The 25,398-nt window shown below is 32.9% G+C and carries 29 protein-coding genes; 19 read left to right on the top strand and 10 right to left on the bottom strand.

The window, feature by feature from the left end; translation table 11 throughout:
* Positions 1 to 126: 126 nt before the first annotated feature.
* Positions 127 to 1,512: an amino acid permease gene (locus tag RPL90_RS04800; protein ID WP_313546055.1), complete on the top strand. Its 1,386-nt coding sequence runs from the start codon at positions 127 to 129 to the stop codon at positions 1,510 to 1,512.
* A gap of 36 nt (positions 1,513 to 1,548) precedes the next feature.
* Positions 1,549 to 2,031, top strand: coding sequence for an SRPBCC domain-containing protein (locus tag RPL90_RS04795; RefSeq protein ID WP_313546052.1), 483 nt, complete (start codon positions 1,549 to 1,551; stop codon positions 2,029 to 2,031).
* A gap of 187 nt (positions 2,032 to 2,218) precedes the next feature.
* Here RPL90_RS04795 and RPL90_RS04790 read toward each other — a convergent pair whose 3' ends face one another.
* Entirely contained in the window at positions 2,219 to 3,400 is a 1,182-nt protein-coding gene (locus RPL90_RS04790) for an MFS transporter (RefSeq protein WP_313546049.1), read from the bottom strand.
* 131 nt (positions 3,401 to 3,531) lie between these two features.
* On the opposite strand from RPL90_RS04790, the gene RPL90_RS04785 reads away from it, so the two are divergent.
* Positions 3,532 to 4,422 (top strand): LysR family transcriptional regulator, encoded by an 891-nt coding sequence (locus RPL90_RS04785; protein ID WP_313546046.1) that lies wholly within the window; start codon positions 3,532 to 3,534, stop codon positions 4,420 to 4,422.
* A gap of 83 nt (positions 4,423 to 4,505) precedes the next feature.
* Here the strand turns inward: RPL90_RS04785 and RPL90_RS04780 are convergent, their stop codons facing one another.
* A complete protein-coding gene (locus RPL90_RS04780; protein WP_313546043.1) occupies positions 4,506 to 5,150 on the bottom strand; it encodes a FusB/FusC family EF-G-binding protein in 645 nt (214 codons plus the stop codon).
* A gap of 454 nt (positions 5,151 to 5,604) precedes the next feature.
* Between RPL90_RS04780 and RPL90_RS04775 the strand changes: the two genes are divergently transcribed.
* The gene (locus tag RPL90_RS04775; RefSeq protein ID WP_313546041.1) at positions 5,605 to 6,996 is read left to right on the top strand and encodes an MDR family MFS transporter; all 1,392 of its coding nucleotides are present in this window, start codon (positions 5,605 to 5,607) and stop codon (positions 6,994 to 6,996) included.
* A gap of 150 nt (positions 6,997 to 7,146) precedes the next feature.
* Positions 7,147 to 7,278 (top strand): hypothetical protein, encoded by a 132-nt coding sequence (locus tag RPL90_RS04770; protein ID WP_258027137.1) that lies wholly within the window; start codon positions 7,147 to 7,149, stop codon positions 7,276 to 7,278.
* A gap of 415 nt (positions 7,279 to 7,693) precedes the next feature.
* Here the strand turns inward: RPL90_RS04770 and RPL90_RS04765 are convergent, their stop codons facing one another.
* On the bottom strand, positions 7,694 to 8,773 hold the full coding sequence (locus RPL90_RS04765) for an aldo/keto reductase (protein ID WP_313546034.1): 1,080 nt from the start codon (positions 8,771 to 8,773) through the stop codon (positions 7,694 to 7,696).
* 241 nt (positions 8,774 to 9,014) lie between these two features.
* On the opposite strand from RPL90_RS04765, the gene RPL90_RS04760 reads away from it, so the two are divergent.
* The 5 genes from RPL90_RS04760 to RPL90_RS04740 all read left to right on the top strand — a co-directional run bounded on the left by RPL90_RS04760 (position 9,015) and on the right by RPL90_RS04740 (position 13,189).
* The gene (locus RPL90_RS04760) at positions 9,015 to 9,971 is read left to right on the top strand and encodes an NAD-dependent epimerase/dehydratase family protein (protein WP_313546032.1); all 957 of its coding nucleotides are present in this window, start codon (positions 9,015 to 9,017) and stop codon (positions 9,969 to 9,971) included.
* A 147-nt stretch (positions 9,972 to 10,118) separates the two neighbouring features.
* Entirely contained in the window at positions 10,119 to 10,508 is a 390-nt protein-coding gene (locus RPL90_RS04755) for a tautomerase family protein (protein WP_313546030.1), read from the top strand.
* A 266-nt stretch (positions 10,509 to 10,774) separates the two neighbouring features.
* Positions 10,775 to 11,851 (top strand): branched-chain amino acid aminotransferase, encoded by a 1,077-nt coding sequence (locus tag RPL90_RS04750; RefSeq protein ID WP_313546028.1) that lies wholly within the window; start codon positions 10,775 to 10,777, stop codon positions 11,849 to 11,851.
* Positions 11,852 to 12,036: 185 nt separating this feature from the next.
* On the top strand, positions 12,037 to 12,729 hold the full coding sequence (locus RPL90_RS04745; protein WP_313546026.1) for an HAD family hydrolase: 693 nt from the start codon (positions 12,037 to 12,039) through the stop codon (positions 12,727 to 12,729).
* A 70-nt stretch (positions 12,730 to 12,799) separates the two neighbouring features.
* The gene (locus RPL90_RS04740; protein WP_313546024.1) at positions 12,800 to 13,189 is read left to right on the top strand and encodes a hypothetical protein; all 390 of its coding nucleotides are present in this window, start codon (positions 12,800 to 12,802) and stop codon (positions 13,187 to 13,189) included.
* A gap of 58 nt (positions 13,190 to 13,247) precedes the next feature.
* On the opposite strand, the gene RPL90_RS04735 is transcribed toward RPL90_RS04740, so the two are convergent.
* Together RPL90_RS04735 and RPL90_RS04730 are read right to left on the bottom strand one after the other, a co-directional pair.
* A complete protein-coding gene (locus tag RPL90_RS04735; RefSeq protein ID WP_313546022.1) occupies positions 13,248 to 13,910 on the bottom strand; it encodes a deoxynucleoside kinase in 663 nt (220 codons plus the stop codon).
* The gene (locus tag RPL90_RS04730; protein ID WP_313546020.1) at positions 13,903 to 14,520 is read right to left on the bottom strand and encodes a deoxynucleoside kinase; all 618 of its coding nucleotides are present in this window, start codon (positions 14,518 to 14,520) and stop codon (positions 13,903 to 13,905) included. Before RPL90_RS04730 ends, RPL90_RS04735 begins: the two co-directional genes overlap by 8 nt.
* 63 nt (positions 14,521 to 14,583) lie before the next feature.
* Between RPL90_RS04730 and tadA the strand changes: the two genes are divergently transcribed.
* From tadA to RPL90_RS04715, 3 genes are all read left to right on the top strand, one after another.
* Complete coding sequence (gene tadA / locus RPL90_RS04725; protein ID WP_313546018.1) at positions 14,584 to 15,075, top strand: tRNA adenosine(34) deaminase TadA; 492 nt, start codon at positions 14,584 to 14,586, stop codon at positions 15,073 to 15,075.
* Positions 15,076 to 15,173: 98 nt separating this feature from the next.
* Positions 15,174 to 16,043 (top strand): Cof-type HAD-IIB family hydrolase, encoded by an 870-nt coding sequence (locus RPL90_RS04720; RefSeq protein WP_313546017.1) that lies wholly within the window; start codon positions 15,174 to 15,176, stop codon positions 16,041 to 16,043.
* Positions 16,044 to 16,062: 19 nt separating this feature from the next.
* On the top strand, positions 16,063 to 16,629 hold the full coding sequence (locus RPL90_RS04715) for an NADPH-dependent FMN reductase (protein ID WP_313546015.1): 567 nt from the start codon (positions 16,063 to 16,065) through the stop codon (positions 16,627 to 16,629).
* 239 nt (positions 16,630 to 16,868) lie between these two features.
* On the opposite strand, the gene RPL90_RS04710 is transcribed toward RPL90_RS04715, so the two are convergent.
* From RPL90_RS04710 to RPL90_RS04690, 5 genes are all read right to left on the bottom strand, one after another.
* Positions 16,869 to 17,204, bottom strand: coding sequence for a transcriptional regulator, SarA/Rot family (locus RPL90_RS04710; RefSeq protein WP_313546013.1), 336 nt, complete (start codon positions 17,202 to 17,204; stop codon positions 16,869 to 16,871).
* Positions 17,205 to 17,227: 23 nt separating this feature from the next.
* Positions 17,228 to 18,040: a hypothetical protein gene (locus tag RPL90_RS04705; RefSeq protein WP_313546011.1), complete on the bottom strand. Its 813-nt coding sequence runs from the start codon at positions 18,038 to 18,040 to the stop codon at positions 17,228 to 17,230.
* Positions 18,041 to 18,317: 277 nt separating this feature from the next.
* Positions 18,318 to 19,196 (bottom strand): GTP cyclohydrolase FolE2, encoded by an 879-nt coding sequence (gene folE2 / locus RPL90_RS04700; RefSeq protein ID WP_313546009.1) that lies wholly within the window; start codon positions 19,194 to 19,196, stop codon positions 18,318 to 18,320.
* A 14-nt stretch (positions 19,197 to 19,210) separates the two neighbouring features.
* Positions 19,211 to 19,876, bottom strand: coding sequence for a bacillithiol biosynthesis deacetylase BshB2 (bshB2, locus tag RPL90_RS04695; RefSeq protein ID WP_313546007.1), 666 nt, complete (start codon positions 19,874 to 19,876; stop codon positions 19,211 to 19,213).
* A 14-nt stretch (positions 19,877 to 19,890) separates the two neighbouring features.
* Positions 19,891 to 20,250: a YojF family protein gene (locus tag RPL90_RS04690; RefSeq protein ID WP_398573853.1), complete on the bottom strand. Its 360-nt coding sequence runs from the start codon at positions 20,248 to 20,250 to the stop codon at positions 19,891 to 19,893.
* Between the two features lie 434 nt (positions 20,251 to 20,684).
* On the opposite strand from RPL90_RS04690, the gene hxlA reads away from it, so the two are divergent.
* The 6 genes from hxlA (at position 20,685) to RPL90_RS04660 (ending at position 25,376) form a co-directional block, all read left to right on the top strand.
* A complete protein-coding gene (hxlA, locus tag RPL90_RS04685; RefSeq protein WP_313546003.1) occupies positions 20,685 to 21,317 on the top strand; it encodes a 3-hexulose-6-phosphate synthase in 633 nt (210 codons plus the stop codon).
* Between the two features lie 2 nt (positions 21,318 to 21,319).
* Positions 21,320 to 21,868, top strand: coding sequence for a 6-phospho-3-hexuloisomerase (hxlB, locus tag RPL90_RS04680; RefSeq protein WP_313546066.1), 549 nt, complete (start codon positions 21,320 to 21,322; stop codon positions 21,866 to 21,868).
* A gap of 387 nt (positions 21,869 to 22,255) precedes the next feature.
* Complete coding sequence (locus tag RPL90_RS04675; RefSeq protein ID WP_313546001.1) at positions 22,256 to 23,617, top strand: AMP-binding protein; 1,362 nt, start codon at positions 22,256 to 22,258, stop codon at positions 23,615 to 23,617.
* Positions 23,614 to 24,762: a thiolase family protein gene (locus RPL90_RS04670; protein WP_313545999.1), complete on the top strand. Its 1,149-nt coding sequence runs from the start codon at positions 23,614 to 23,616 to the stop codon at positions 24,760 to 24,762. The genes RPL90_RS04675 and RPL90_RS04670 overlap by 4 nt, the downstream gene beginning before the upstream one ends.
* Positions 24,728 to 25,114: a hypothetical protein gene (locus tag RPL90_RS04665; RefSeq protein ID WP_313545997.1), complete on the top strand. Its 387-nt coding sequence runs from the start codon at positions 24,728 to 24,730 to the stop codon at positions 25,112 to 25,114. The genes RPL90_RS04670 and RPL90_RS04665 overlap by 35 nt, the downstream gene beginning before the upstream one ends.
* A complete protein-coding gene (locus RPL90_RS04660) occupies positions 25,098 to 25,376 on the top strand; it encodes a hypothetical protein (RefSeq protein ID WP_313545996.1) in 279 nt (92 codons plus the stop codon). Before RPL90_RS04665 ends, RPL90_RS04660 begins: the two co-directional genes overlap by 17 nt.
* Positions 25,377 to 25,398 lie beyond the last annotated feature (22 nt).

The following is a 25,398-nucleotide window of genomic DNA, read 5'->3' as shown; positions in this document are numbered from 1 at the left end:
AGAATATCATACAATCAAGCATTAAGTCAGATATGGTTATGATATAAAATTAGTTCATGAAAAAGGGGGTTGAACTAATGATATTTGAAACTAATGCTAAAATACATAAACAAATGGGGAGAATTTATGTCCAATCAATTAAACAGAGAGTTAAGTAATAGACATATTCAGCTTATTGCCATAGGTGGCGCAATAGGTACAGGTCTATTTTTAGGTGCCGGCCAATCGATTAGTTTAACCGGTCCGTCTATTTTATTAACGTATATTATTGTTGGTTTTGTACTATTTATGTTTATGAGAGCAATGGGTGAGATGCTTGTAGCAAATACCGAATACAAAACGTTCGCAGATATTGCTCACGATCAATCAGGACCATTGGCTGGATTCCTAACAGGGTGGACTTATTGGTTAACTTGGATCACTTCAGGTATGGCTGAAATTACAGCCGTAGCTAAATATGTAGAGTACTGGTTACCGGATATACCAAATTGGATAACGTCACTCTCATGTATTTTGATATTGATGATTTTAAATTTAACGAGTACGAAAGTATTTGGTGAATTAGAATTTTGGTTTTCAATAATAAAAGTCGTAACAATTATTGCCTTAATCGTAGTGGGTATTATTATGATGGTCTTTGCATTCCATACGCATTATGGTTATACAGGCTTAGACAATATATATAAACATGATGGTATTTTCCCTCATGGCGCATCCGGATTTTTAATGTCGTTCCAAATGGTTGTATTTTCATTCACTGGTATTGAAATCGTAGGTATTACTGCTGGAGAAACTAAAAATCCAGAAAATACAATTCCAAAAGCGATTAATAACGTGCCAATCAGAATACTCATATTCTATGTTGGTGCATTGGCAGTTATTATGTCTATTATTCCTTGGAATCATATTAGTCCAGATGATAGTCCATTCGTTAGTTTATTTGCCCTAATTGGTATCCCATTTGCAGGAGGCATAATTAACTTCGTAGTGCTTACGGCAGCATCGTCTTCTTGTAACAGTGGTATATTTGCTAATAGTAGAATACTTTTTGGACTAGCAGATAAAAAACAAGTGCATACATTATTGTTATTAAAAAATAAACAAGGTGTGCCTTTTGTAGCTATTTTAGCAACATGTATATTATTAGGTGTAACTGTAATTTTAAATTACTTTATTCCTAATGCGACACAAGTCTTTTTCTATGTAACGTCATTATCTACAGTGTTATTAATTATAAATTGGATGTTTATCATGCATGCTTATGTAAAATACACTAAGAATCAACCAGAAGATCATAAGAAAAACAGCTTCAAATTACCTGGTGGTAAACTAATGGCTTATTTCGTGCAAATATTCTTTATCTTCGTACTCATTATTTTAACTGTTACACCTGATACAAGAAGTGGTGTATTATTAACGCCAATATGGTTTGTTTTCTTAATTTTGGTGTATTATAAAATGAAGAATAAATCTGTCAAAGAGGGGTTGGCGAATAAATTATCGAATGAATAAGTATAATGACTTATATCGTTAAGCGAGGTTGTAAATATGGAGGTAAGTTATAATAAAAGTAACGAAGGCGTAACCCAAACAATCAATACACAAATAAATGACCATGTTGCAACTGTGTTTTATTACTTAAGTACAACTGAAGGCATACAACAGTGGTTTCCTCAGTTAGTTATTGAAGAACGCAAACCACAAGGTAAAATGCAATTTGTCATGGATGAAACAACAGCAAATCAAACGATGACGATAACTGATTTTGTTGAAGATAAAGTTATTGGCTACACATGGGACATTGGTAATGTAAGGTTTGACTTGCAAGAGCAAGATAACCAAACGCGCTTAACTTTTACGGAATATTTACCGTTTGAATTCCCACACATCGTATTGGATTTTACTGGATGGCAGTGTCAAATTGGAAATGTGATGCAACTTATCGAAAGTGGTGCGACATTAGATCAACAACAAATGGATTTTGAAGCAAGACAACAACGAGTTGCCTCTGAGTTAAATCTTGAACAATAATATGACAAAGAGTCTGGGATATAATATTATCTCCAGACTCTATTTTTATATAGGCAGTAAATGACTGAATTGAAAATGTGCTTGAACCAAACTACTTTCAACGCTAGTCATCTTTGCCGGTGGGGGACTACAACATCTTCTTATAAAAATAAGATTTTTGTTCCACTCCCTTTGAATTTGTGAAGTTTTAATATTCGCGATTATTTTTAGCAGTTTTACCGTGTAGGAAGTAATACCCTATAGTTGCGATAATGACTAATGCACCCATAAGTATATATAAATAACGATAGCCAACAAACGGTATAAGTGTACCTAGTATGAAAGGGCCAATGCCAGCACCAAAGTCTGTAAACATGTAGAAAGTAGAAGTTGCTAAACCAACTTTATCTTTAGGTGATTGCTGTATCGCAATGGCTTGTGCGCTAGGAATAATTGTACCGTAGCCAATACCAATAAATATTGCTGAAATAAGTAATAGTATACTACCGTGTGTTAAACCAAGTAATACTAGCCCGACAATAAAGCTGATAAGTACAGGATACATAATTTTATTTTCACCATATGCATCGTAAATTTTACCGGTAAAGGGTCTTGTTACAAATGTACTTACCGCATAGACGATGAAAAAGAAACTTGAAGCCGTTGCTAAATTAATATGGGCGGTATAAACAGTTAAGAACGATAAGATACTAGAATATGCTACACCGACCAAAATGATCACGGTTGAAATGGGTAAAGCTTCTTTTTGAATATATGCACTTAAGCCTTTATTAGATGCCTCCTCAATGTCTTGACTTACATTAATTTGAGGTAGTTTTTTGATAACTATAGCAAATAAAAATGCCACGATAATGACGACTAAGCATACTAAGAAATTAGATTGGAAACCTAAGTGCTGATTGATTAAAATTCCGCAAAATGGGCCGAATGCTGAAGCGGTAGTCACACTTAAAGCATAATAACCGATACCTTCGCCTTTACGTTCTTCTGGTATGATGCGTGAAGATATTGTTCCTGTCGCAGTAGAGGCAAAACCAAATGCTAAACCATGTAGTAAACGTACAAGCATTAAAATAGCTAGACTGTTAATTGCAAAATAGAGCGCCACTGTAATTATAGAAAATATGATGCCACCAAGTAATACTTTTTTAGGCTGTAAACTATCGATGATTCGTCCAGAAACGAGACGACCAAATAGCATGCCGATAATAAATATACCTGCGGCAAGACCGCCCATACTTTCAGATGCATGATATTTATCTATCGTAAATTCTGTAATTGTAACTATTAATGTGTAATGAATAAGATACATTAAAAAGTTAACTATAGTTATGAAGATAAAATCCTTAGTCCAGAGTTTATCGTACATAGTGTAAGACCGTCCTTTATTGTAATATTGTTTTTCTAAACCAATAACTATTATAATAGTTAAAATATATTAATGTATAATTAGAATTTCTGATATTTATATAAGTAAAACTGATGTAAAGAGGTGAAGTTATGAATTTTGAACAATTGAGTTATGTTAAAAAAATATATGAAACTGAATCTATTATTTATGCGGCTCAAGCAATGCATATTAGCCAATCTGCGATGAGCCAATCTATTGCGAATTTAGAAGCAGAATTGGGGTATAAATTATTCAATAGATCGCGAAAAGGGACTTTACCTACTCAAGACGGTAAGCATCTAATACCTTATATTATTGAAATAATAGAAGCACAACATAACTTATTAGACGAGGTAGATGCAATGAAGGCGCATATTAATGGTTCTCTCACTATAGCGACGATTCCTACTTTATTTAATAAAGTTGTCCCGAAAGCCCTGTCTAAATTTAAAAAAGACTATCCGCATATTAATGTGAAAATTTTAGAAAGTGATAAAGATGAAATTGCACGTCTTGTACAAAAAAATGAAGTGGACATAGGTTTAATAGGTATAAGAGATAACGAATCTGTTGATGAAGGATTACAATTACATTCTTTAAATAGGTCGAGTGGATTTAAATTAATTGTCCCGAAAAAATCAAAGCTAGCACTTAAAGAAGAAGTAAATTTAGAGGAAATTCAGCAATATCCATTTGTATTGTATGATCGTAGCTTTTATCAAAATAATTTGAAGTCATTCGAAGATGAAAATGGCTCATTAAAAATAGTATTCAGAACGAATAATCCAAGTGTATTGATTAGAACAGTATCTGAAGGCTTAGGGATTAGCATCGTTTCTAACCTGATTATTGAAGATGATCCCTTTATTATGAACGGTTCTATTGAAACTGTGCCAATAGGGAAACCATTTGATTATTATATTTATTTTACGGCCATAACTAAGGGTAAAGATAATAACAATGCAGCAATTAGTAAATTTATCTCATATTTGCGAAGTTAAGTGAATAACAAAAGCAATATTAAAAAGACACCTACTACAAAAGTAATAAGTTTGTAGTCAGGTGTTCTTATTGTTACGTATTTTTAAGATTTAATTTTAGCTAAAAATTTATAAAAGTGTGTCAGCTCTGTAATTTGACGATTACAACGTGTACTATCTAAACAAATATAATCACCTTTTTTAGTATAGCGACCGTCACTTGAAGAATGCGTTTTGCGCATAAATAATGCGACATTGGATTCTTTGTTACAAATCGAACAAAAGCCTTTTACTGTTTGGTTTGAAATATCACCATAAAAACCAGTTAATTTGTCATGTTCGTCATAATATATAATATATTTACGACCTGAAGATATTTCATTCCAGCCTATATAAGTGCTTTCCATTAATACTTCATCACTGATTAAAGGTGTCTTTAATTTCTTAACCTTGTTAAACACTTTTTCTACTTGCTTATTACTAGGATGTTTAAAAGGTGTGACGTAAGTACTGAAAATGTCTAATACTTTGTCAGCTTGTAAGCTAGACAACTGGACATTCATTAAGTCGTCAACAGCTTGTGTGACTGCATCGTCAACATTAGGGAATGATTGTAAAATATCTTCCTTTATCGTTTGTTGGATAGCAGTAACAGTGCGTTTGTCATTTACAGAGTTATAGACGTTTAGCAAACGTGCCACATTGTTTTTAATATAGTTAAATTGATATGGATATATTTTAGTTTCCATGTTGTTCTTCCTTTCACAAAACGAATTTATATTAAGTCATTTAAATGCTTTGTGAATAGAAAAATGAGTAACAAAGCATTTAATTATTTGCTTTGTATTAAAGATGTAGCATTTATGTGCAACATATCATCATCTCCAATTGTAATAATATACTTTTTATAGCAAGTAATAATACAATTGTCAACCTAGCTCAATATTTGGATATTTAGATTTAATTGAATTTTTGAAATTTATATTTTTATAACAATAGTAAGCAACTAAGTGGACTTAAGATGGTATAAGTGTTAAATTATAACAATTGTAACTAAAGCTAAATGCATTCGAATGTGTGTATTGATAATGGATCGTGCGGATTACTTTATATGAAGTAAGATGAACGATCTTATTTATTTACACATGAAATAGTAAGGTTTTTACAAGTAAATATTTTAACTCATTGAAAGAAGGGATTACTTTGTCTGAAACAGAAAAGTTTGATTTAAAGAAAAATATACCGTTATTTATTGTCTTATTATCAGGGGCATTTATAACAATATTAAACCAAACTTTATTAGGTACAGCGTTGCCACCAATAATGAAAGATTTACATCTGGACAATAGTACCGTTCAATGGTTGCAATCAATCTTTATGCTCGTTAACGGTATTATGATTCCAGTTACCGCATTTTTAATTGAACGATTTACATCTCGTCAATTATTCTTATCTGCCATGGGCGTCTTTACTGTTGGTACTTTAATTTGTGCCTTTGGGCCAGATTTCTTCACATTATTAATAGGTAGAATTCTTCAAGCTGCTGGTGCAGGTATTATGATGCCGCTTATGCAAACAATATTATTTTTACTTTTCCCGGAAAGTAAACGTGGTACTGCCATGGGACTATTTGGGTTAGTGATTGCATTTGCGCCAGCAATTGGGCCAACGTTATCAGGTGTTTTAGTCGAATATTTCACATGGAGAAGTGTTTTCTACGTTATTCTGCCAATCGCAGTAATTAATATTATCACTGCATATATCTTATTGAAAAATGTTACAGAATTAACGCATCCTAAACTTGATAAATTATCTGTCGTATTATCTACGATCGGATTTGGGGGTATATTATACGGCTTTAGTACGGTAAGTCAGGCTGGATTTACGAGCTGGCACGTTATTGTTTCTCTAATCGTTGGTATTATTGCATTAGTAATATTTATTAAACGTCAATTAAAATTAAAAGAGCCTATGCTCGAATTTAGAGTGTTTTCATATAACATTTATACAATAGGTACTGTACTAGGTATGTTTGTTTTTGCGGTTATGATTGCTACTAATATTATATTACCGTTATATATGCAAAACATGTTGCACTTAACGCCCTTACATTCTGGGTTAGTATTATTACCAGGTGCAGTTGTTATGGGTCTCTTTAACCCGATTACTGGATATTTATTCGATAAATTTGGTGGTAAATGGTTGGCTCGTGGTGGTTTACTATTGCTAGCCTTATCAACATTGCCATTTACGTTCTTGACTGCGCATACAAGTATTACTTATCTAACTATAATGAATATGGTTAGAATGATCTCAATTGCGATGGTTATGATGCCGATGACAACGTTAGCGATTAACCAATTACCACAACACTTAATTTCGCATGGTACGGCGATGAATAATACCTTTAGACAAATGTCAGGTGCCTTAGGTACGGCATTATTTATAACGGTTATGTCATTAGCTGCAGATCCAACAAAAGGGCAAGAAGGTATCGTGCATGGGGTTAATATTTCATTTGTCGTAGCTACATGTGTAACTATTGTTGGTTTCTTATTATCATTTAAATTAAAAGAAATTAAAAAACAGCGATAGTTTATAAAAGCTCCAAAGTGTTATGAAAGTAATGTTTGGACAGATAAAGACTTATTAATTTACAAAAAAGCTAAAATTTATCGTAAAAAGTGTTTACCAATGTTTTTAGGTGGTAAAACTATATATCCAAACTTTTAGGAGGGATTTATAATGAGTAAATTTGACGAATTTAAAGACCAAGCAAAAGACAAAGTAGACGAAGTTAAGAATGATAAAGACAAGCAAAAAGAAGTTAAAGATCAAGCTAAAGACAAAGCAAATGATTTAAAAGACAAATTTTAATATATAGTAATTATTAGAATCTAAGTCTGGGATTAACGCCCAATGAAGAAGCCGGTTGACGTGTTTTTTACGCGTTGATTGGCTTTTTTGTTGTGTTTTTGAATAATATATTTATTTTGAGCTACGCTTTCCTACGGGAAAGGCTCGAGCCTGTAGTCTCGAGACTCTTTCTAATCCGTCAGGAGTCTTGCTCAAAATAAAAGTGTATTAAAGGGAATGGAGACAACAGTGTAATTCGATTAACTCTTTCATTCGTTTTATTTTAATAAAGAAGTGGTGTGTAAATAATATTTTTGAGCTGGGTCTGTCTAGCTCAAAATAAAATGCAAGTTTAACTAAAAGGGCAATTTCCACCGACATCGATGGTAATTGCCCTTACTTTTCAAAGTTTTTCTATCATTTTAATATCGAAGTTTTACAGCATAGCATCTTTATTGTTCATTAAGTTATTATAGCCTTCAAGATATACTTTTTCTGATGTTGAAGCTTTGTCGTAAGCGTTCATTGCTCTATGCCATAATGGATATATAGGTTCTGGATTTGTTAACTCAGTAATTGTGTTAATTTCACTATTTGTTAATTGTAAATTATAAGAAGCGATATTATCTTGTAATTGTTCTTGGGTTCTTGCTGCAAGTACAAGTGAGTCTACATTCGGTCTGTCTCTCAACCATGCTAATGTCACTTGGGCAACTGAAACATTGTGCTGTGTTGCAATATCATTAAGCACATCTACTAAATTATAAAATAATTCATGATTTTTAATATAAGGTTCTGGCCAGCCATCCCCTTGACGTGTACCCGCTTCGCCTGATTTTGTTCTTGAAACTTTACCAGTTAAAAGTCCTTCACCTAATGGAGACCATATACTATTACCAACGCCAAGTTCTTTGCCAGCAGGTAACAATTCATATTCAGCTTCACGTGCTTCAGGTGTATAGTAAATTTGTTGTGCAATAGGTGGAGTCATATTATTAGCAACGGCAAGTGTGTGAGTTTTAGCTAAAGCCCAACCACTATAATTTGAAACGCCCCAATAACGAATTTTACCTTGTTGAATTAAATCATTCATAGTCTGAATGGTTTCCATCGTTGGTACTTGGCCGTCCCATAAATGTGTGTAATACAAATCAATATAATCAGTGTTTAATCTTTGTAGTGATTCATTAACTGAACGTTCTATGTTAATTCTACTTGCGCCACCGTCATTAGGATGATCAGTCAATTGAAAGCCTGTTTTACTACTAATAACCATATCATGACGTTTATCTCTAATTGCTTTACCTAATGCAATCTCGGAATCACCTTTAGAGTATAAATTTGCCGTATCAAATTGGTTAATACCTTGATCTAGTGCGTAATCAATCATCTTATTGGCTTGCTGTTGTGACATGCCACCTGCATTTTCAAAACCATTTGTACCTGTAAAAGGTATTGTGCCAAGTGCATATTTAGATACTGCTAAACCAGAATTACCTAATAAATTATAATCCATTTATTTCACTCCTTTTCTTAATCCATTTTATTAATTCCCGATGTTAGCTATTTTAAATCGCGTACGTATAAATGGAGGGGCGTTAAATTCAAACGAATTGTGTAACTTAATAAATAAATTACTTCATGTTCACTCACAGTATACAATTTCGAGGGAATATAGTATAATTTAAGATGAAATAGGTAATTTGTTTTTGTGAGAAATACATTGCTTTTTGGTGATAGACAAAGGAGAGAGAGAAATGAAAAAAATTATGATTACAGGTGCCTTAGGACAGATTGGAACTGAATTAGTAGTAAAATGTAGAGCAATTTACGGAAACGAAAATGTTTTAGCTACTGATATTAGAAAGCCTGAAGAAGGCTCTCCAATATTAGATGGACCTTTTGAAATTTTAGATGTAACGAATAAAGAGCGTATGTTCGAACTAGTAGATACGTTTAAAGCCGATACGTTGATGCACATGGCTGCATTATTATCAGCAACAGCTGAAAAAAATCCGATTTTTGCATGGGACTTAAATATGGGTGGATTAATGAATGCTTTAGAAGCAGCCCGTGAATATGACTTGAAATTCTTCACGCCAAGTTCAATTGGTGCGTTTGGACCAACGACACCAAAAGTAAATACACCACAAGTTACTATACAACGGCCTACTTCAATGTATGGTGTAAATAAAGTAGCCGGTGAATTATTGTGCCAATACTACTTTGAAAAATTTGGTATTGATACAAGAAGTGTAAGGTTCCCAGGACTTATCTCACACGTTAAAGAACCAGGTGGCGGTACTACAGACTATGCTGTAGAAATTTATTTCAAAGCCGTTAGAGAAAATAAATATACTAGTTATATTGCTAAAGATACATTTATGGATATGATGTTTATGGATGATGCAGTAGATGCCATTATTAAATTAATGGAAGCAGACGGCGTTAAACTTATAAATAGAAATGCTTATAACTTGAGTGCTATGAGTATTGAACCTGAAATGGTAAAAGAAGCTATTTTAGAACATTATCCAAACTTTAAATTGGACTATGACGTAGATCCAGATAGACAAGCAATTGCTGATAGCTGGCCTGATAACATTGATGTAAGTTGTGCTAGAGCAGAATGGGGCTTTAATCCTAAATACGACTTACAATCTATGACCAAAATAATGTTAGAAGCAATTGAAGCGCAAAATTGCGTAAGATAAATAATAAAAACACTTAAAAGTTGTAAAACTTTTAAGTGTTTTTAATTTTATCTAAAATATCATATAGAAAACAGATGAGTTGTAAACCCTTGAAAATAAGCTAAAATAACATTTGAGTGGAACATATTAATTTAAGGGGGCCATATTATGCCAATTATTAAAATAGATATAATTAAAGGACGTACTAAAGAACAGATAAAAGCAATTTTGGATGTATCATACGAAGTGATGTTAGATGCATTTGAAGCACCAGAAGGCGATAGATATCAAATCGTTACACAACATGAAGATTATGAAATGGCGATATTAGATACAGGTCTAGGCGTGGAAAGAACGGATGATGTATTAGTATTTACTTTGGTATCTCGTCCTCGCACTAAAGACCAAAAAACTAAGTTTTATCGCAATTTAGTATCACGTTTACACGAAGAGTTAAATATACGTAGAGAAGATGTCATGATAAGTCTAGTAGAAAATACCGATGAAAATTGGAGTTTCTTTAACGGCGAAGCTCAATTTTTAAATGGGGATTTGTAACAGTCATCGCATAATTAACGCTTTTATACGCAATGATTTTACTTTTTAACGTAATAAATAGTAACATAAAGGTCAAGGGTGATGACCTATTAAGAGTGACAATCTAGCGCTCATACAACAATGTTTTCTTAGCTATAAATTTATTTTAAAAAGAACATTTTCGAATGTGCCAAATTTTAAATTTTTTGAAAATTATTGAATGCGCCTCAAACGATTGGTATAATTGGCTTTAACTAAAATTTTAGAACTAACTGGAGGAATAAATCATGTCAGAAAAAATTGAATTTGTACAACGTGAAAACTTAAAAGAAAAACCGGATCCAAGTGATTTAGGTTTTGGTAAATACTTTACTGACTATATGCTAAGCTTCGATTATGATTTGGATCAAGGATGGCATGACCTAAAAATTGTGCCGTATGGACCAATTGAAATTTCTCCAGCAGCACAAGCGTTACATTATGGACAAGCAGTATTTGAAGGATTAAAAGCATACAAACATAATGGTGAAGTCGTACTTTTCAGACCAGAAGAAAACTTTAAACGTATCAATAATTCACTAAGTAGATTAGATATGCCTAAAGTTGATGAAGACGTTTTATTAGAAGGACTCAAACAGTTGGTCGATAAAGAACGTGATTGGGTACCAGAAGGTGAAGGACAATCATTATATATTCGACCTTACGTTTTTGCTACAGAAGGAATGTTAGGTGTAAGACCATCTTATTCTTACAAACTGCTTATTATATTATCACCATCAGGTTCGTATTATGGTGGTGAATCGTTAAATCCAACGAAGATTTATGTAGAAGATGAATATGTGCGCGCCGTGCGTGGCGGTGTAGGACATGCTAAAGTTGCAGGTAACTATGCAGCAAGTTTAAAAGCGCAAACGAATGCATCTAAACAAGGCTACGACCAAGTATTATGGTTAGATGGTGTCGAACAAAAATATATTGAAGAAGTTGGTAGTATGAATATCTTCTTCGTAGAAAATGGCACAATCGTAACACCAGCATTAAACGGTAGTATCTTACCAGGTATTACACGTAAAACGGTAATCGAGTTAGCTCAACAATTAGGTTATGATGTTGAAGAGCGTCGCGTATCTATAGATGAATTAATTGAATCTCATCGTAAAGGTGAATTGGATGAAGTGTTTGGAACAGGTACTGCAGCTGTAATTTCACCAGTTGGCCAATTAAAATATGGTGAAGACGAAATTGTTATTAACAATAACGAAACTGGTGCAATTACACAAAAGCTTTATGATAATTATGTAGGCATACAAAGTGGTAAACTTGACGATCCACAAAATTGGAGAGTCGTAGTTCCTAAATATTAATATTTAATATCGTTTTAAGGCAAAGTCAAAACTACGCTTATTTTAAATATATACATAGCTACTCATTGATTGTATTTACTATTTAAAATGATGTTTTGATATTTGCCTTTTTTAATATTATGACTAAAGTGAAAGTAGTAAATAAATCAAACAAGTAATGATAAATACGTAGGAGATGTAATTTGATGGAGTGGATTTTATTCGATAAAGATGGCACATTAATATATTTTGATCGTAGTTGGATGACTATCGGTTTACAATTAGCTGATGATTTTATTGAACGTTATAAGTACAAAATTACTAATGTGGATGCAGCTTATAAACGTTTAGGTATCGTGGACGGTGAAATTCAGCAAGGTACGATTATGGCTTCGGGCGCATTAGATAACATGATAGCAACATTTAATGATATTGCGGAAGAAGATGTGACACAATGGGTGCAACAACGTAGTCAAACGTTAGTTGACAACCGTGTTCCTGACAACGAGTGGGTTGAAGGTGCGTATCAAACTTTAGAAAATTTACAACAGCAAGGGTACAAGATGGGTATCGTAACGAGTGATTCAAAAAAAGGTGTTGATCAATTTTTAGAGGTGACAGAAAGTGCGCAATTTTTTGATGTAATTATTTCTACAGAAGCAAATGCCGTAGAAAAACCAAATCCAGAAGTATTAAAACCGTTATTTGATAATTATAATGTTGACCCTAAAGATGTTGCAATTGTTGGTGATACAGCAAATGATATTAAAACCGGTAAAAATGCGGGATTAGGATTATCTATCGCTGTATTAACGGGTGTGGATATCGAAGAAAGTTTTGCCGAAGCGGATTATATAATACCGACAATGAATGAGGTCATCGATATTATAAATCAATAGGATTCATAATGCTGATGTGTCATAATATATAAAACATAAATTATGAGTTTCTAAAAAAGAGGTGTTTTCAATGATTGATGGCAAATACGCGATTTATAATAATGAAACATATAAAGTGGTAAGTATTCATGGTAATGAAGTACTTTTAGTGACTGAGGATGAACGCGCCGAAAAACAAGGATTTATTGCTCAAACTAAAGATCATACATTACACACACTGTATTATAAACATGTGGCTAGAGATGATTTAGAAGAACTTTATGAGCTTTTTCAAGAAGCTAGATATGAAGGCGTAATTTTTGATTATTATCAAGATAGCGATGGCAATCAATACATTGGAACTAATGACAAAGAAAAGGCACATACATTCGGTCTAAGTCAAGTTGATGATAGTTATTATAACAAAATAGTGCATGATGACGAGATTGATAAAATTATTAACCGTAGTCATATTGAATAATAAAAAGGTTGAAACAAGGCGCTTTAAGCCATAAATGTTTCAACCTTTTTATTTAGTATTAACGTTGATCTACTTTTCTATAAGTATCGATAACGGATTTGATTTTGTTGATGACAACATCTAGTGAATCTGGGTCCGCATGTAAATCATATTCGTTGATATTTACGCGAACGACTGGACATACATTAAACTGGCTAATCCAAGTTTCATAACGTTGGAATAACTTTTGCCAGTATTGAGGGTCGGTATCGATTTCCATTTGACGGCCACGTTGTTGTATACGATTAATTACCTCGTCATAATCACATTCTAAATAAATAAGTACATCTGGCTTAGGGAAATAAGGTGTCATCACCATAGCATTAAATAGTTCAGAGTAAGTGTTAAAATCTTCATCTGTCATTGTGCCTTGTGCTTCATGCATTTTAGCAAAAATATCAACGTCTTCGTAGATTGATCGGTCTTGAACAAAGCCACCCCCATATTCAAACATACGTTTTTGTTCTTTAAATCGCTCCGCTAAAAAGTAAATTTGTAAGTGGAAACTCCAACGTTGAAAGTCATGATAAAATTTATCTAAGTATGGATTATGCTCTACATTTTCAAAGGACGTGCGGAAATTTAAACGGTCTGCTAAGGCTTGAGTTAAAGTTGATTTTCCTACTCCTACAGTTCCAGCAATAGTAATCACTGCATCTTGTGGAATACCATAATTATTCATCTTTCGTTCCTCCTATAACTGGTCGTACAAGTTCTAATATATATTGATAATCATCGTCATGCGTTACAAAATCAAGTGTCGAGGTATCAATTTTTATGACATTCTGGCCATCGGCTTTTAATGTATCGTAAAAATGAGTATAATCTTCTTTTAGAGCAAATAAATAATCATTAGATATTTGATGTTCAAAGCTGCGATTTCTTTTAGCAATTCTTTGTTGCAGTACTGATAAATCAGCGTCCAAGAAGATTATGATATTTGGCATCTGCAAGTCTTCAGTTAGAATGTCATATATGCGCGTGAATTTTTCATATTCAGTCGATGTCAGTGTGTTGTGTGCGAATATTTTATTTTTATATATGTGATAGTCGCTAACAATACCTTGGTGAATTTGTGCTAAATCTTGAAATTGCTTATATCGATTACATAAAAAAAACATTTCAGTTTGGAAACTCCATTTTGAGATATCGTCATAGAAGTCGGAAAGAAATGGATTTTCATCGATAATTTCATTTTCTTCGTAATAATTTAAATCTTGGCTTAATTTATGCGTTAAAGAAGATTTTCCAACGCCAATAGGGCCTTCGATTGCTATAAATGGTTTATTCATGATTAACGCTCCAAATGTTAAAATAGACAATAAGTATTGTACCATATGTGAGGTGTCAGACACATGACAAGTGATGAAAAATATATGAAAGTTGCAATAAATGAAGCTTTAAAAGCACAACAAATCGGTGAAGTGCCAATAGGTGCAGTCATTGTAAAAGACAATAATATTATTGCACGTGCGCATAATTTAAGAGAAACACTGCAAGACCCAACAGCACATGCTGAATATTTAGCCATACAAAAAGCAGCTAAAATAGTCGGGAGTTGGCGTTTGGAAAATTGTACGTTATATGTAACTCTAGAACCATGTGTCATGTGTGCAGGTGCAATTGTAATGAGTCGTATATCAAGAGTTGTATATGGCGCAAGTGACCCGAAAGGTGGTTGTAGTGGCAGCTTAATGGATTTAACACAAGAACCACGTTTTAATCATAGAGCCATTGTAAATAATCACATATTAGCAGAAGAATGTGGCGATTTATTACGTCAATTCTTTAAAAATATAAGGAAAAATAAAAAAATCAGCCGAACAGACGATAATACAAACACGTAAAGTTTTGTTAAACTATATAATGTGTTATAAAAAGTGCGCGTATTTATTCGTTTACAGGCTAGTGTGTAACTTAATACAGAAGGGGACGAAAATTTATAATGATAAAATTAATTGCAACAGATATGGATGGCACGTTATTAAATGCTGCACATGAAATTTCAGAGGAAAATATTCAAGCTATTGAATATGCGCAATCACAAGGTATTACCGTAGTCATTGCGACAGGTCGCGCATTTTATGAAGCAAGTACGCCTATCGCACAAACTGATTTGAAATTACCATATATTTGTTTGAACGGGGCTGAAGTTAGAGATGAATCGTTTAACATAAGTAGTACTTCAAATTTAAACCGAGAATTAATTGATAGAATTACAGACGTACTTAATAAAGAAAGTATTTATTATCAAATATATACTAACATTGGGATATATACTGAAAACCCACAACGTGATTTAGATATTTATATCGATATTGCTGAACGCGCGGGACAACAAGCTGATGTAGAAAAAATTAAAACAGGTATACAAAAAAGAATCGATAATGGCACTTTAAAAGTTGTAGATAATTATGACAAAATTAAAGACACACCTGGGGAAATCGTTATGAAAATTCTTGCTTTTGATAGTGACCTGGATAAAATTGATCGCGTGAGTAAAGCATTGGCGGAATCAGGAAGTTTAGCAGTGTCATCATCTTCAAGAGGTAATATTGAGATTACACATGCAGATGCTCAAAAAGGTATAGCTTTACAAACGATTGCCGACAGATTGCAAGTTGATATATCCGATGTTATGGCAATAGGTGATAATTTAAATGACGTTTCTATGCTTGAACGTGTTGGTTATTCTGTTGCAATGGCAAACGCTACAGATGAAGTTAAAGCAACTGCTAAATTTGAAACTGAATCAAATGAAGATAGCGGTGTTGGTAAGGCAATTATGAAATTACTTAAAGAATATAACAATTAATATTAGAGGTGACTTAAAAATGAAAGGATTAATTATAGTTGGAAGCGCAAAATTAGGCTCCCATACTACAGCTTTATCACAATATTTGAAAGGCCATTTTGAGGAACACGACTTCGAAACAGAAATATTTGATTTAGCAGCAAAGCCAATACATCAATTAGATGTTTCGGGTGCTTCAACGCCTACAGAAACTTATAAAAATAATTTAGCTGAGTTACAATCTAAAGCTCGTGAAGCCGACTTTTTCGTTTTAGGTAGTCCAAATTACCATGGTTCTTATTCAGGTATTTTAAAAAATGCTTTAGATCATTTAACTATGGATGATTTCAAAATGAAACCCGTTGGTTTAATTGGTAATAGTGGTGGCATTGTCAGTGCAGAGCCTTTATCTCATTTACGTTTGATAGTACGTACTTTATTAGGCATTGCAATACCTACACAAATTGCTACACATGATTCTGATTATAATAAACTTGAAGATGGTACGTTATATTTAGCGAACGAAGAGTTTCAATTACGTTCTAAATTATTTGTAGATCAAATTATTTCTTTCGTAAAAAATAGTCCATACGAACATTTAAAATAATATTATTAATAATGTGAGAGCCTCAATAACCGATGACTCGACATTAAACGTCAATTGCTATTAGAACAATAGTGGTTGGCGTTTTTAATTTTTAGCTATAGTTAGTTGAATCAATAATCCAAGGCGAAATTTTCACTCGAAAGTTCAAGAAGTTAAATATAAAAAGAACTAATATTTATATCAATAGATTAGTTCTTTTTTTGGTAGAATGAATTAAGTAGTCTAGAAAACATTAATTACTATGTCGCTGCTATTAATTTACTAACTATAGAATGGTATTGTTGTAAAACTTTGTTGATACTTGCTAAATCTATGTCATATAAATAAATCCGTCGTTCGTCATGTAAGTCTCGTTCTTTTTTTAATAATTTCAGGCTGATTAAATTACTTAATTGTGATGAGATAGGCGTATTTTTATTATATAGCGATTTTTTTAATTCAGATGCTTCAATACGTGTTTTATTAAGTTCGGCTATTTTATCTAAAATTACGATTTCTACTAATGTAATATTTAAATTTTGTTTTACTACTTTTTTAATTAAAGTTCTTTTTTCTTCATATTTGATAATATTCATGTTGTTCACCAACTTTATATATTTTATTTGAGTTTACTTAATTGGGCCATTAAATTTTTGTCTAAAATTCGCCTTGCGCGGTTTGTATTGAGGTTATTTTGTGTTGGCCATGTTTCTGGGGAACAATGATAAATTTGTTCAAAACGTGAGGCATAGTCACTATATGTATGGAAATGATAGTGTTGCCATGTATATGTTTTGGTAGATTGTTCGAGTAACCATTTAGCGTTATGAGTAATTTTCGCTATCGTAATATAGTTTGATAATGTCGTTTTCATAAATTTTGAAAATTCTCGAGATAGGAAACAATGATTGACGTAATGACTTTGAGCAATATTGTTACATGATAAATTATCTAAACAGTGTGTGTTCAGATAAAGGATAACGTTTTTAATTAATGTAAAACCGTAAGAGCTTTGTGTAGATTGATCTATATGTAAATCGGTGTTTAAGGTATTACATATTTGTTGAAAATATAAGTTAATTGTATGTTTAAAGCGAGATAGTTCATTTTGATGTAACGCATATAAAGCATTTATAAATATTTGATTACTTGGATAATTTAAAGTCTTCCCTTGTGAGGTATGATCATCATAAATATCGTAAAAATAATGATGGTTTATTGATAATTTTAATAGCGAAGCATGATGTGGGAAGATAATCGTTTGGTCAAAGTCAAAGATATGAAAGACATCGCCTATATGATAATGCAGCAATTCGTTATTTTTTAAGAGGGACATATGGCCGTTAATAATTAAATAAACATTAATACGACTTAAATTTGTAAGTCCTTGTAAAGCATTTTGGTTGTTAAACCTCGTCAATGTAAAATCCACACTCAATCACCACACAAAAAATGATTATATATGAATGGTTGAAATTGCTTAATACACATATCATATAGTAATTATTTTAATATGTTTTTCATTTAATGGGGGTATTATTTTTTTACTCTTTATGTTTATTTATTTACATTATTTTTGGTGTTTTTACTATAAGCTAAAAAAATTAATGCTAAACCAAAAATTTTTAGTTGCAAACAAAAAAACCGGAATAATCACATGTAAACATAGTTACATACAATGAATTATTCCAGTAAAAATTTAAGACTTATTATTTTCTATATTTAATTTTTGCAAAAGCATCATGTTGATGAATAGATTCTTCATTTCTACATTCAATATCGAAACCTTCAATCCATTCAAATCCTACTAAATCGGCTGCTATAAGACGAATAAGATCTTCTACGAAGCGTGGATTTTCATATGCACGTTCTGTGACGCTTTTTTCATCAGGGCGTTTTAAAATAGGATATAGTATTGAACTTGCATTAGCTTCCATTGCATCTAAAATAATTTCTTTGTAATTATCATTTAACGCCGTATCTTTATCTAAATAAGTCTTTACAGTGACATAACCACGTTGATTATGCGCTGAATACTCACTGATTTCTTTAGAACAAGGGCATAGTGTCGTTACTGCAGCATTAATCGTCAATTCTTTACGAGTAATAGCGTCTCCATCGATCGCTAAGCCAAATGTAACATCTGCATTACCTATCGCTTTAATGTTAGTGACTGGGCTAAAACGATTGAAAAACCATTTACCAGAAACATCTACGCCGGCAGAACTTTGCTCCATACTAGTTTGTAACGTACGTAACACTTCGTTTAGCGAAGTGAAATTAAGTTGAATTCCATTATCGTAATGCTGCTCGACACTTTCAAGTATACGACTCATATTGATACCTTTTTCATCCTGGTTCAAACTTGTAGAAAAACTAAAAGTACCAGCCGTTTGATAATCATCAATTTTGACAGGATAGACTAAGTTTTTTATGCCTACTTCTTCTATATCAAATAAAAAGTTTTTGTTCGTGCTTTGTAAGTCGGTCATTTCTTCTTTAACGACAGGTTTTGTACCTTCGATAGGATCGACAGAACCGAAATGCTTCCATCTTCCTTCTCTTGTAGATAAGTCTAATTCAGTCATGCTATTGCCTCCACTTAAGATTCAAAGTTATAAGTCCAATACGGTTCAACTTCTAAGAAACTATTTGCTTCACCGTCTACGTCAGGCGTAGCTAATTGTTGTAAAAATGGACCTGTTTGTGATGCATGTGCCTCAAAAGCACGCAATTTAACATCCTTATAATCACTGATCTTATTTAAAATATCAGGCTCGCCGAGTTTTTCTGGTGCATCATTACTAAAAGCAACCAATTGTAATCTAGGTCTGTCGTCTGTTGGCATTTTACCAACAGTTCTAACTACTGCTTCTGCCGTTGCTTCATGGTCAGGATGCACTGCGAAATTAGGATAGAATGAAATGATTACTGAGGGTTGTAATTCATCAATTAAAGATTTTACCATATTATCCATTTCATCATGTGGTTCAAATTCAACTGTTTTATCTCGTAATCCCATTTTACGTAAATCTTTAATACCTATTGCTTCAGCAGCAGCTTCAAGTTCTTGCTCACGAATATCAGGTAATGACTCTCTTGTAGCGAATGGTGGATTACCTAAGTTACGTCCCATTTGACCGAGCGTTAAACAAGCATAAGTAACTGGTACACCATTATCAATATAACGGGCTAACGTTCCAGCAGATGAGAACGTTTCGTCGTCTGGGTGTGGAAAAATTACGAGTACGTGTTTTTCTTCTGACATGTTATCGTCCTCCTCTATATGTTAAATGGTTGTGTACTAATTTCTAACGTTGCAGCTAATTGTCCTTCATAATTGAAACCAGCGATGAGAAATTCATTATTACCATTAACTTCAAAATGGGTTAATCCTTGAACATAAACCCAACCACTATTTACTAATTTTAAACCTACGCGATAGGGATCTTTTTCTCCACCTTTAAGTTGAGCGTGTTCAAAAGTTATCTGGATGTTTCTTAAAAATGTACCAGCATTAAATACGCGTTGATCAAAATGGTTTGCATATGCACCATTTGTAGTCTCAACGTGAATGTATACGGGTTTATTCGCGTAAGAATCGAGCAAAGATTGTACTTTGCCATATTCTATTAATTCCAACAAATTCACTCCTTATCGTAAGAAAATACTAAAAATGTAGTATGTTTAGCATTACTTTGCTAATAGCAACCAAATATTTATAAAAGAACAAATAAAATGGCATTTTGTTCTTAAGTTTGTCATATTATTGCTTACATATCATGGTTAAAATTGACTATCTTTATATTCTACTAAAAACAAATACAAAAATGTACATGTATGCTCAATTAAATGCAAATTTGAATATCAATGATACATGATTTTAACAAGAATAACTAGTATATATAATGAAAAGGTTAGCTGACACTTGTTTATTTATAAAATGACTTATTAGTTTAATGCGAATTATATGGGGTAAACCATTAAAGGAAATAGTTTGAGCAACATGTATGTATAACGTGTTTAATTCACGTAAAATAGCAGTATAATTGATAGCTTTGAAAGGATGAATATGAATGGAACTACAATTAGCAATTGATTTATTAAACAAAGAAGAAGCAACAGAATTAGCTAACAAAGTAAAAGATTACGTTGATATCGTAGAAATTGGTACACCTATCGTTATTAATGAAGGTTTACCTTCAGTTCAACATTTAGACGATAACATTGATGGTGTAAAGGTATTAGCAGACCTTAAAATTATGGATGCTGCAGGATATGAAGTAAGTCAAGCTGTGAAATATGGTGCTGATGTAGTTACAATATTAGGCGTAGCTGAAGATGCTTCAATCAAAGGCGCAGTTGAAGAAGCGCATAAAAACAATAAAGAATTATTAGTTGATATGATTGCTGTTCAAGATTTAGAACAACGCGCTAAAGAATTAGACGCATTAGGTGCAGACTATATCATGGTACACACTGGTTATGACTTACAAGCAGAAGGTGTTTCACCATTAGATAGTTTACGTAAAGTTAAATCAGTTATTACTAATTCAAAACTTGCCGTAGCAGGTGGTATTAAACCTGACACAATTGAAGAAGTAGCTAAAGAAGAACCTGATTTAATCGTCGTTGGTGGCGGTATTGCGAATGCTGATGATCCAGTTGCAGCAGCGCAACAATGTCGAAACGCGATTGATGGTAGATAATGATGGCAGAAATTACTAATTATAGATTAATGTTGGATGAATTAGATCGCACATTATCTAATATTAAAGAGAATGAAGCTAAGACGTTTTTAGAACAAGTGATCTCAGCTGACAATGTCTTTGTTTCAGGTAAAGGTAGATCCGGATATGTAGCTAATAGCTTTGCCATGCGACTAAATCAACTTGGCAAACGTGCACATGTCGTAGGAGAGTCAACGACACCTTCCATTACAGAAGAAGATTTATTTGTTATCGTTTCTGGTTCAGGTTCGACTGAACATTTGAAAATTTTAGCGGAAAAAGCCAAAAGTACAAATGCTCAAGTTGTGTTATTAACAACTAAACCAGAATCGCCAATTGGTAAGTTAGCTAGTTCCGTAATTGAGTTACCTGCAGGGACGAAATATGACGCGGAAGGCTCAGCGCAACCATTAGGTACTTTATTCGAACAAGCAACACAAATCTTCTTTGATAGTATCGTTTTAGATTTAATGGAAGCATTGAATGTAGACGAGAACACAATGCAACAAAATCATGCTAATTTAGAATAACGCATCGATACGAATGCATAAGGCATAACTAATCTTAAGAGCAATTTCTATTGAGTTAAATAGGAATTGCTTTTTTAATACAATTATATGAAGTCCATGCTTTTATTAATGAGGACTATAATTTTAAGATGGTTTATGTGTAATTATAATTAAGAAATGGGAATAGTCACCAAATAGCGTTAATTAACAATTCGAATTAGGTATTAAATGACAAAAAAGAGCAAATAAATGTATTAATTTAGGTTTGGTATGGAATTATGTGCCACAGTGTATAATCGGTAGATGCCGAAAAGTAAATTACTGTATATGTGAATTGTGTCTTTAATCGCTAACTTACCAGCACTATATTATAATTGAAAATAATAAATAACTTTGTAGGTGTAATTTATGACATTATTAACTCACATTGAACAGCATGCACATAAAAATGGTGACCGTATAGCAATTAAAATTGATGCACAACAAATAACATATAAAGCGTTAAAAGATGAAATAGCAGCAAAGCATTTCAAATTACAACAGCTTGAACAGCAAGCTACCGTAGCATTAAATATTCAAAACCCGTTGACGCTAATTATTTACTATTTGGCAGTTTTGCAATCAAATGCAATACCATGTGTGATAGATTATCGCTGGCCGCAGGAAACTAAAAATAAATTATATAAACAGTATGGTATTAATTATGAAATTAACAACGATGAAACAATAACACAGTTACATCATTATATTATGGCACAAAATTTAGAGGATATTTTACATATTGGTTTTACATCAGGGACCACTGGATTGCCTAAAGCGTACTTTCGTAATGAGCAATCGTGGTTAGCGTCTTATGACCAACATGATTTAATGATGAAAGAAGTACCACCTTTTATCATTTCGCCAGGGCCCATAGCGCATTCGTTGGCATTATTTGCGTGTATTTATGCCTTATACATAGGTAAAACCTTTGTTGGTCAACAACAATTTAATGCTACAACACTATTACAAGATATGTGCATAATGAAAAATGACATTGCATTTTTTGGCGTCCCAACAATGATTCAACAACTAGCACATCAAAACGTTAAAGTACCGCAACTAAGTCATTTGTTCAGCACAGGAGATAAATTCAACCACAATTTACGTATGAGGATTGGACAGCAATTTGAAAATGCCATTATTATAGAATTCTTTGGGTCTTCTGAAGCTAGCTATATTAGCTACAATTATAATAATGAAGCGCCTAATCATTCGGTAGGTAAATTGTTTCCTAATGTGGCAACAGCAATAACTAATAAAGATGAACGAGGTATCGGCTTGTTATCAATCAAAAGTAATATGACTTTTAGTGGGTACGTACCACAAAGAATTAATAGTAACGAATGGATTACTATTGGTGATTACGCTTCTATCGATAAAGATAATTATTTATACCTTCATGGAAGAGAACATGATCGCATAATTATTGGTGGGGAAAATGTTTATCCTATAGAAATAGAGAGAGCGATGGCATTAACTGAAGGAGTAGATGAAGTATTAGTGATTGGTCAAAAGCATTATAAATTTGGTGAATTAGCTATTTTATTATATACGGGTGATAGACAAATAGATTATAAAGAGATGCGTGCATTTTTAGCGACAAAGCTTTCTCGTTATCAAATTCCATCCAAAATAGTAAAAGTACCTAAGATGCTATATACGAGTAGTGGTAAGATTGCAAGAAAAGAAATGCAAAGACAGTATGAGGAAGGGACATTTAATATATGAAACAACCCATAATAGTAGCAGCTAAACGGACTGCTTTTGGTAAATATGGTGGATCGTTAAAACATCTTGAACCTGAGCAATTGTTATTACCTTTATTTGAACATTTCAAAGTACAATATCCGGATATTATGACGAAAATTGATGACGTTATATTAGGGAATATCGTTGGCAATGGAGGTAATATTGCGCGTAAAGCGTTATTAGAAGCTGGTTTGGATAATCGTATTCCTGGCGTCACAATAGATCGACAATGTGGCTCAGGTCTAGAAGCTATTATTCAAGCTTGTCGTATGATTCAGGCAGAAGCAGGGCAAGTGTTCATTGCTGGCGGTGTCGAAAGTGCAAGTAGAGCGCCATGGAAAATTAAACGACCTCAATCAGTTTATGATAATGAACTCCCTTTGTTTTATGAACGCGCTTCATTTGCGCCTGAAAATCAAGACCCTTCAATGATTGAAGCGGCAGAAAATGTAGCACAGCAATTTAATATTACAAAAGAAGAACAAGATAAATTTGCCTATGAAAGCCATCAAAAAACGATAAAAGCTGTTGATAAACAACAAATTACCCAGGAAATACTACCAATAACAGTAAAAGGTAAATCTTTTGCGAGAGATGAAAGTGTTAAACCAAAATTATCATATGAAAGAATAAGACGTTTTAAACCGTTGTTAGCTAATGGTAGCGTTAGTGCTGCCAATTGTTGTATGAAGAATGATGGTGCAGTGTTATTACTCGTTATAGAAGCACAATTAGCACAACAATTAGGTTTTAAAGAAGGCTTACAATTTATAGATAGCTCTATTATGGGAGTAGATCCTAAATTATTAGGCATTGGTCCGGTTCCTACTGTGACGCAATTGTTACACAAACATAAAATGACTATGCAAGATATTGACGCCGTAGAATTAAATGAAGCATTTGCTTCTCAAGCTTTAGCATGTAAACAACAATTAGATATTACAGCGCAACAACTTAATCAATGGGGAGGTGCAATTGCTTCTGGCCACCCATATGGTGCGAGTGGTGCAGCATTAGTCACACGATTGTTTTATATGAAAGATACAATTAAAAGCATTGCCACAATGGGGATAGGAGGTGGCATGGGAAATGCAATACTCTTCCACAGATGGCACCGAAAGTAAAATAGTTCAGTTTCAACGTTCGAGCGTCGCAAGCTATAAGCAATTATTTAGTAGCAATCAATATGGAGATGACGAAGTGCCACCACTATATTGTGCTAAATTATGGAGCCAATTTGAATTATTTCAGCAATTCCGCCACAGTAGTATTAAGTTAATTAAGACAAACATTGAACAAATAGCGCAATTGAAAATCGACCAAGATTATATTGCTCGAATGACAATTATAGATTGTAAAAATATCAAACATTATAAACGATACGTATTTTTACTAGAAATTTATAAAAATAACCTTAAATGCATTTCTATTAATCAAACATTTATTAAGCAGGTGAAAAATGACACACATCACTAAACAATTTGTAGATGATTATTTATCACTTATCGATGATCACAATCCAATACATGACAAAATTGTTCCAGGGCAATTAGTAGTGGAACTGATATTTTCGCAACTAAATTTAGACTGGAAATGTTATGAAGTTAAATACGTGAACCCTATTAGTATTAAAGAGGAAATAACTTTCGAAAACTGTCACGACGGTAAAATAAATGTTTTAAATCCGGACAGGGTGGTAAAGTTAATTGTTCTTAATAAGAACAATGAAGCATGTTAGTTGTGTACGGTTGTTTTTCGAA

The organism is Staphylococcus kloosii (assembly GCF_032139365.1).
Taxonomy (GTDB): domain Bacteria; phylum Bacillota; class Bacilli; order Staphylococcales; family Staphylococcaceae; genus Staphylococcus; species Staphylococcus kloosii_A.
This window is presented reverse-complemented; position numbering and strand designations above follow the sequence as displayed.

Bases quoted from the DNA above. Each gene is read 5' to 3' on its own strand.
- RPL90_RS04765 (WP_313546034.1), bottom strand. From the start codon at position 8,773: ATGGATTATAATTTATTAGGTAATTCTGGTTTAGCAGTATCTAAATAT.
- RPL90_RS04755 (WP_313546030.1), top strand. From the start codon at position 10,119: ATGCCAATTATTAAAATAGATATAATTAAAGGACGTACTAAAGAACAG.
- RPL90_RS04720 (WP_313546017.1), top strand. From the start codon at position 15,174: ATGATAAAATTAATTGCAACAGATATGGATGGCACGTTATTAAATGCT.
- RPL90_RS04740 (WP_313546024.1), top strand. From the start codon at position 12,800: ATGATTGATGGCAAATACGCGATTTATAATAATGAAACATATAAAGTG.
- RPL90_RS04670 (WP_313545999.1), top strand. From the start codon at position 23,614: ATGAAACAACCCATAATAGTAGCAGCTAAACGGACTGCTTTTGGTAAA.
- hxlA (WP_313546003.1), top strand. From the start codon at position 20,685: ATGGAACTACAATTAGCAATTGATTTATTAAACAAAGAAGAAGCAACA.
- RPL90_RS04795 (WP_313546052.1), top strand. From the start codon at position 1,549: ATGGAGGTAAGTTATAATAAAAGTAACGAAGGCGTAACCCAAACAATC.
- RPL90_RS04770 (WP_258027137.1), top strand. From the start codon at position 7,147: ATGAGTAAATTTGACGAATTTAAAGACCAAGCAAAAGACAAAGTAGAC.
- RPL90_RS04715 (WP_313546015.1), top strand. From the start codon at position 16,063: ATGAAAGGATTAATTATAGTTGGAAGCGCAAAATTAGGCTCCCATACT.
- RPL90_RS04785 (WP_313546046.1), top strand. From the start codon at position 3,532: ATGAATTTTGAACAATTGAGTTATGTTAAAAAAATATATGAAACTGAA.
- RPL90_RS04780 (WP_313546043.1), bottom strand. From the start codon at position 5,150: ATGGAAACTAAAATATATCCATATCAATTTAACTATATTAAAAACAAT.
- RPL90_RS04745 (WP_313546026.1), top strand. From the start codon at position 12,037: ATGGAGTGGATTTTATTCGATAAAGATGGCACATTAATATATTTTGAT.
- RPL90_RS04790 (WP_313546049.1), bottom strand. From the start codon at position 3,400: ATGTACGATAAACTCTGGACTAAGGATTTTATCTTCATAACTATAGTT.
- tadA (WP_313546018.1), top strand. From the start codon at position 14,584: ATGACAAGTGATGAAAAATATATGAAAGTTGCAATAAATGAAGCTTTA.
- RPL90_RS04760 (WP_313546032.1), top strand. From the start codon at position 9,015: ATGAAAAAAATTATGATTACAGGTGCCTTAGGACAGATTGGAACTGAA.
- RPL90_RS04800 (WP_313546055.1), top strand. From the start codon at position 127: ATGTCCAATCAATTAAACAGAGAGTTAAGTAATAGACATATTCAGCTT.
- RPL90_RS04660 (WP_313545996.1), top strand. From the start codon at position 25,098: ATGACACACATCACTAAACAATTTGTAGATGATTATTTATCACTTATC.
- RPL90_RS04665 (WP_313545997.1), top strand. From the start codon at position 24,728: ATGCAATACTCTTCCACAGATGGCACCGAAAGTAAAATAGTTCAGTTT.
- RPL90_RS04730 (WP_313546020.1), bottom strand. From the start codon at position 14,520: ATGAATAAACCATTTATAGCAATCGAAGGCCCTATTGGCGTTGGAAAA.
- bshB2 (WP_313546007.1), bottom strand. From the start codon at position 19,876: ATGTCAGAAGAAAAACACGTACTCGTAATTTTTCCACACCCAGACGAC.
- RPL90_RS04710 (WP_313546013.1), bottom strand. From the start codon at position 17,204: ATGAATATTATCAAATATGAAGAAAAAAGAACTTTAATTAAAAAAGTA.
- RPL90_RS04750 (WP_313546028.1), top strand. From the start codon at position 10,775: ATGTCAGAAAAAATTGAATTTGTACAACGTGAAAACTTAAAAGAAAAA.
- RPL90_RS04675 (WP_313546001.1), top strand. From the start codon at position 22,256: ATGACATTATTAACTCACATTGAACAGCATGCACATAAAAATGGTGAC.
- folE2 (WP_313546009.1), bottom strand. From the start codon at position 19,196: ATGACTGAATTAGACTTATCTACAAGAGAAGGAAGATGGAAGCATTTC.
- hxlB (WP_313546066.1), top strand. From the start codon at position 21,320: ATGGCAGAAATTACTAATTATAGATTAATGTTGGATGAATTAGATCGC.
- RPL90_RS04735 (WP_313546022.1), bottom strand. From the start codon at position 13,910: ATGAATAATTATGGTATTCCACAAGATGCAGTGATTACTATTGCTGGA.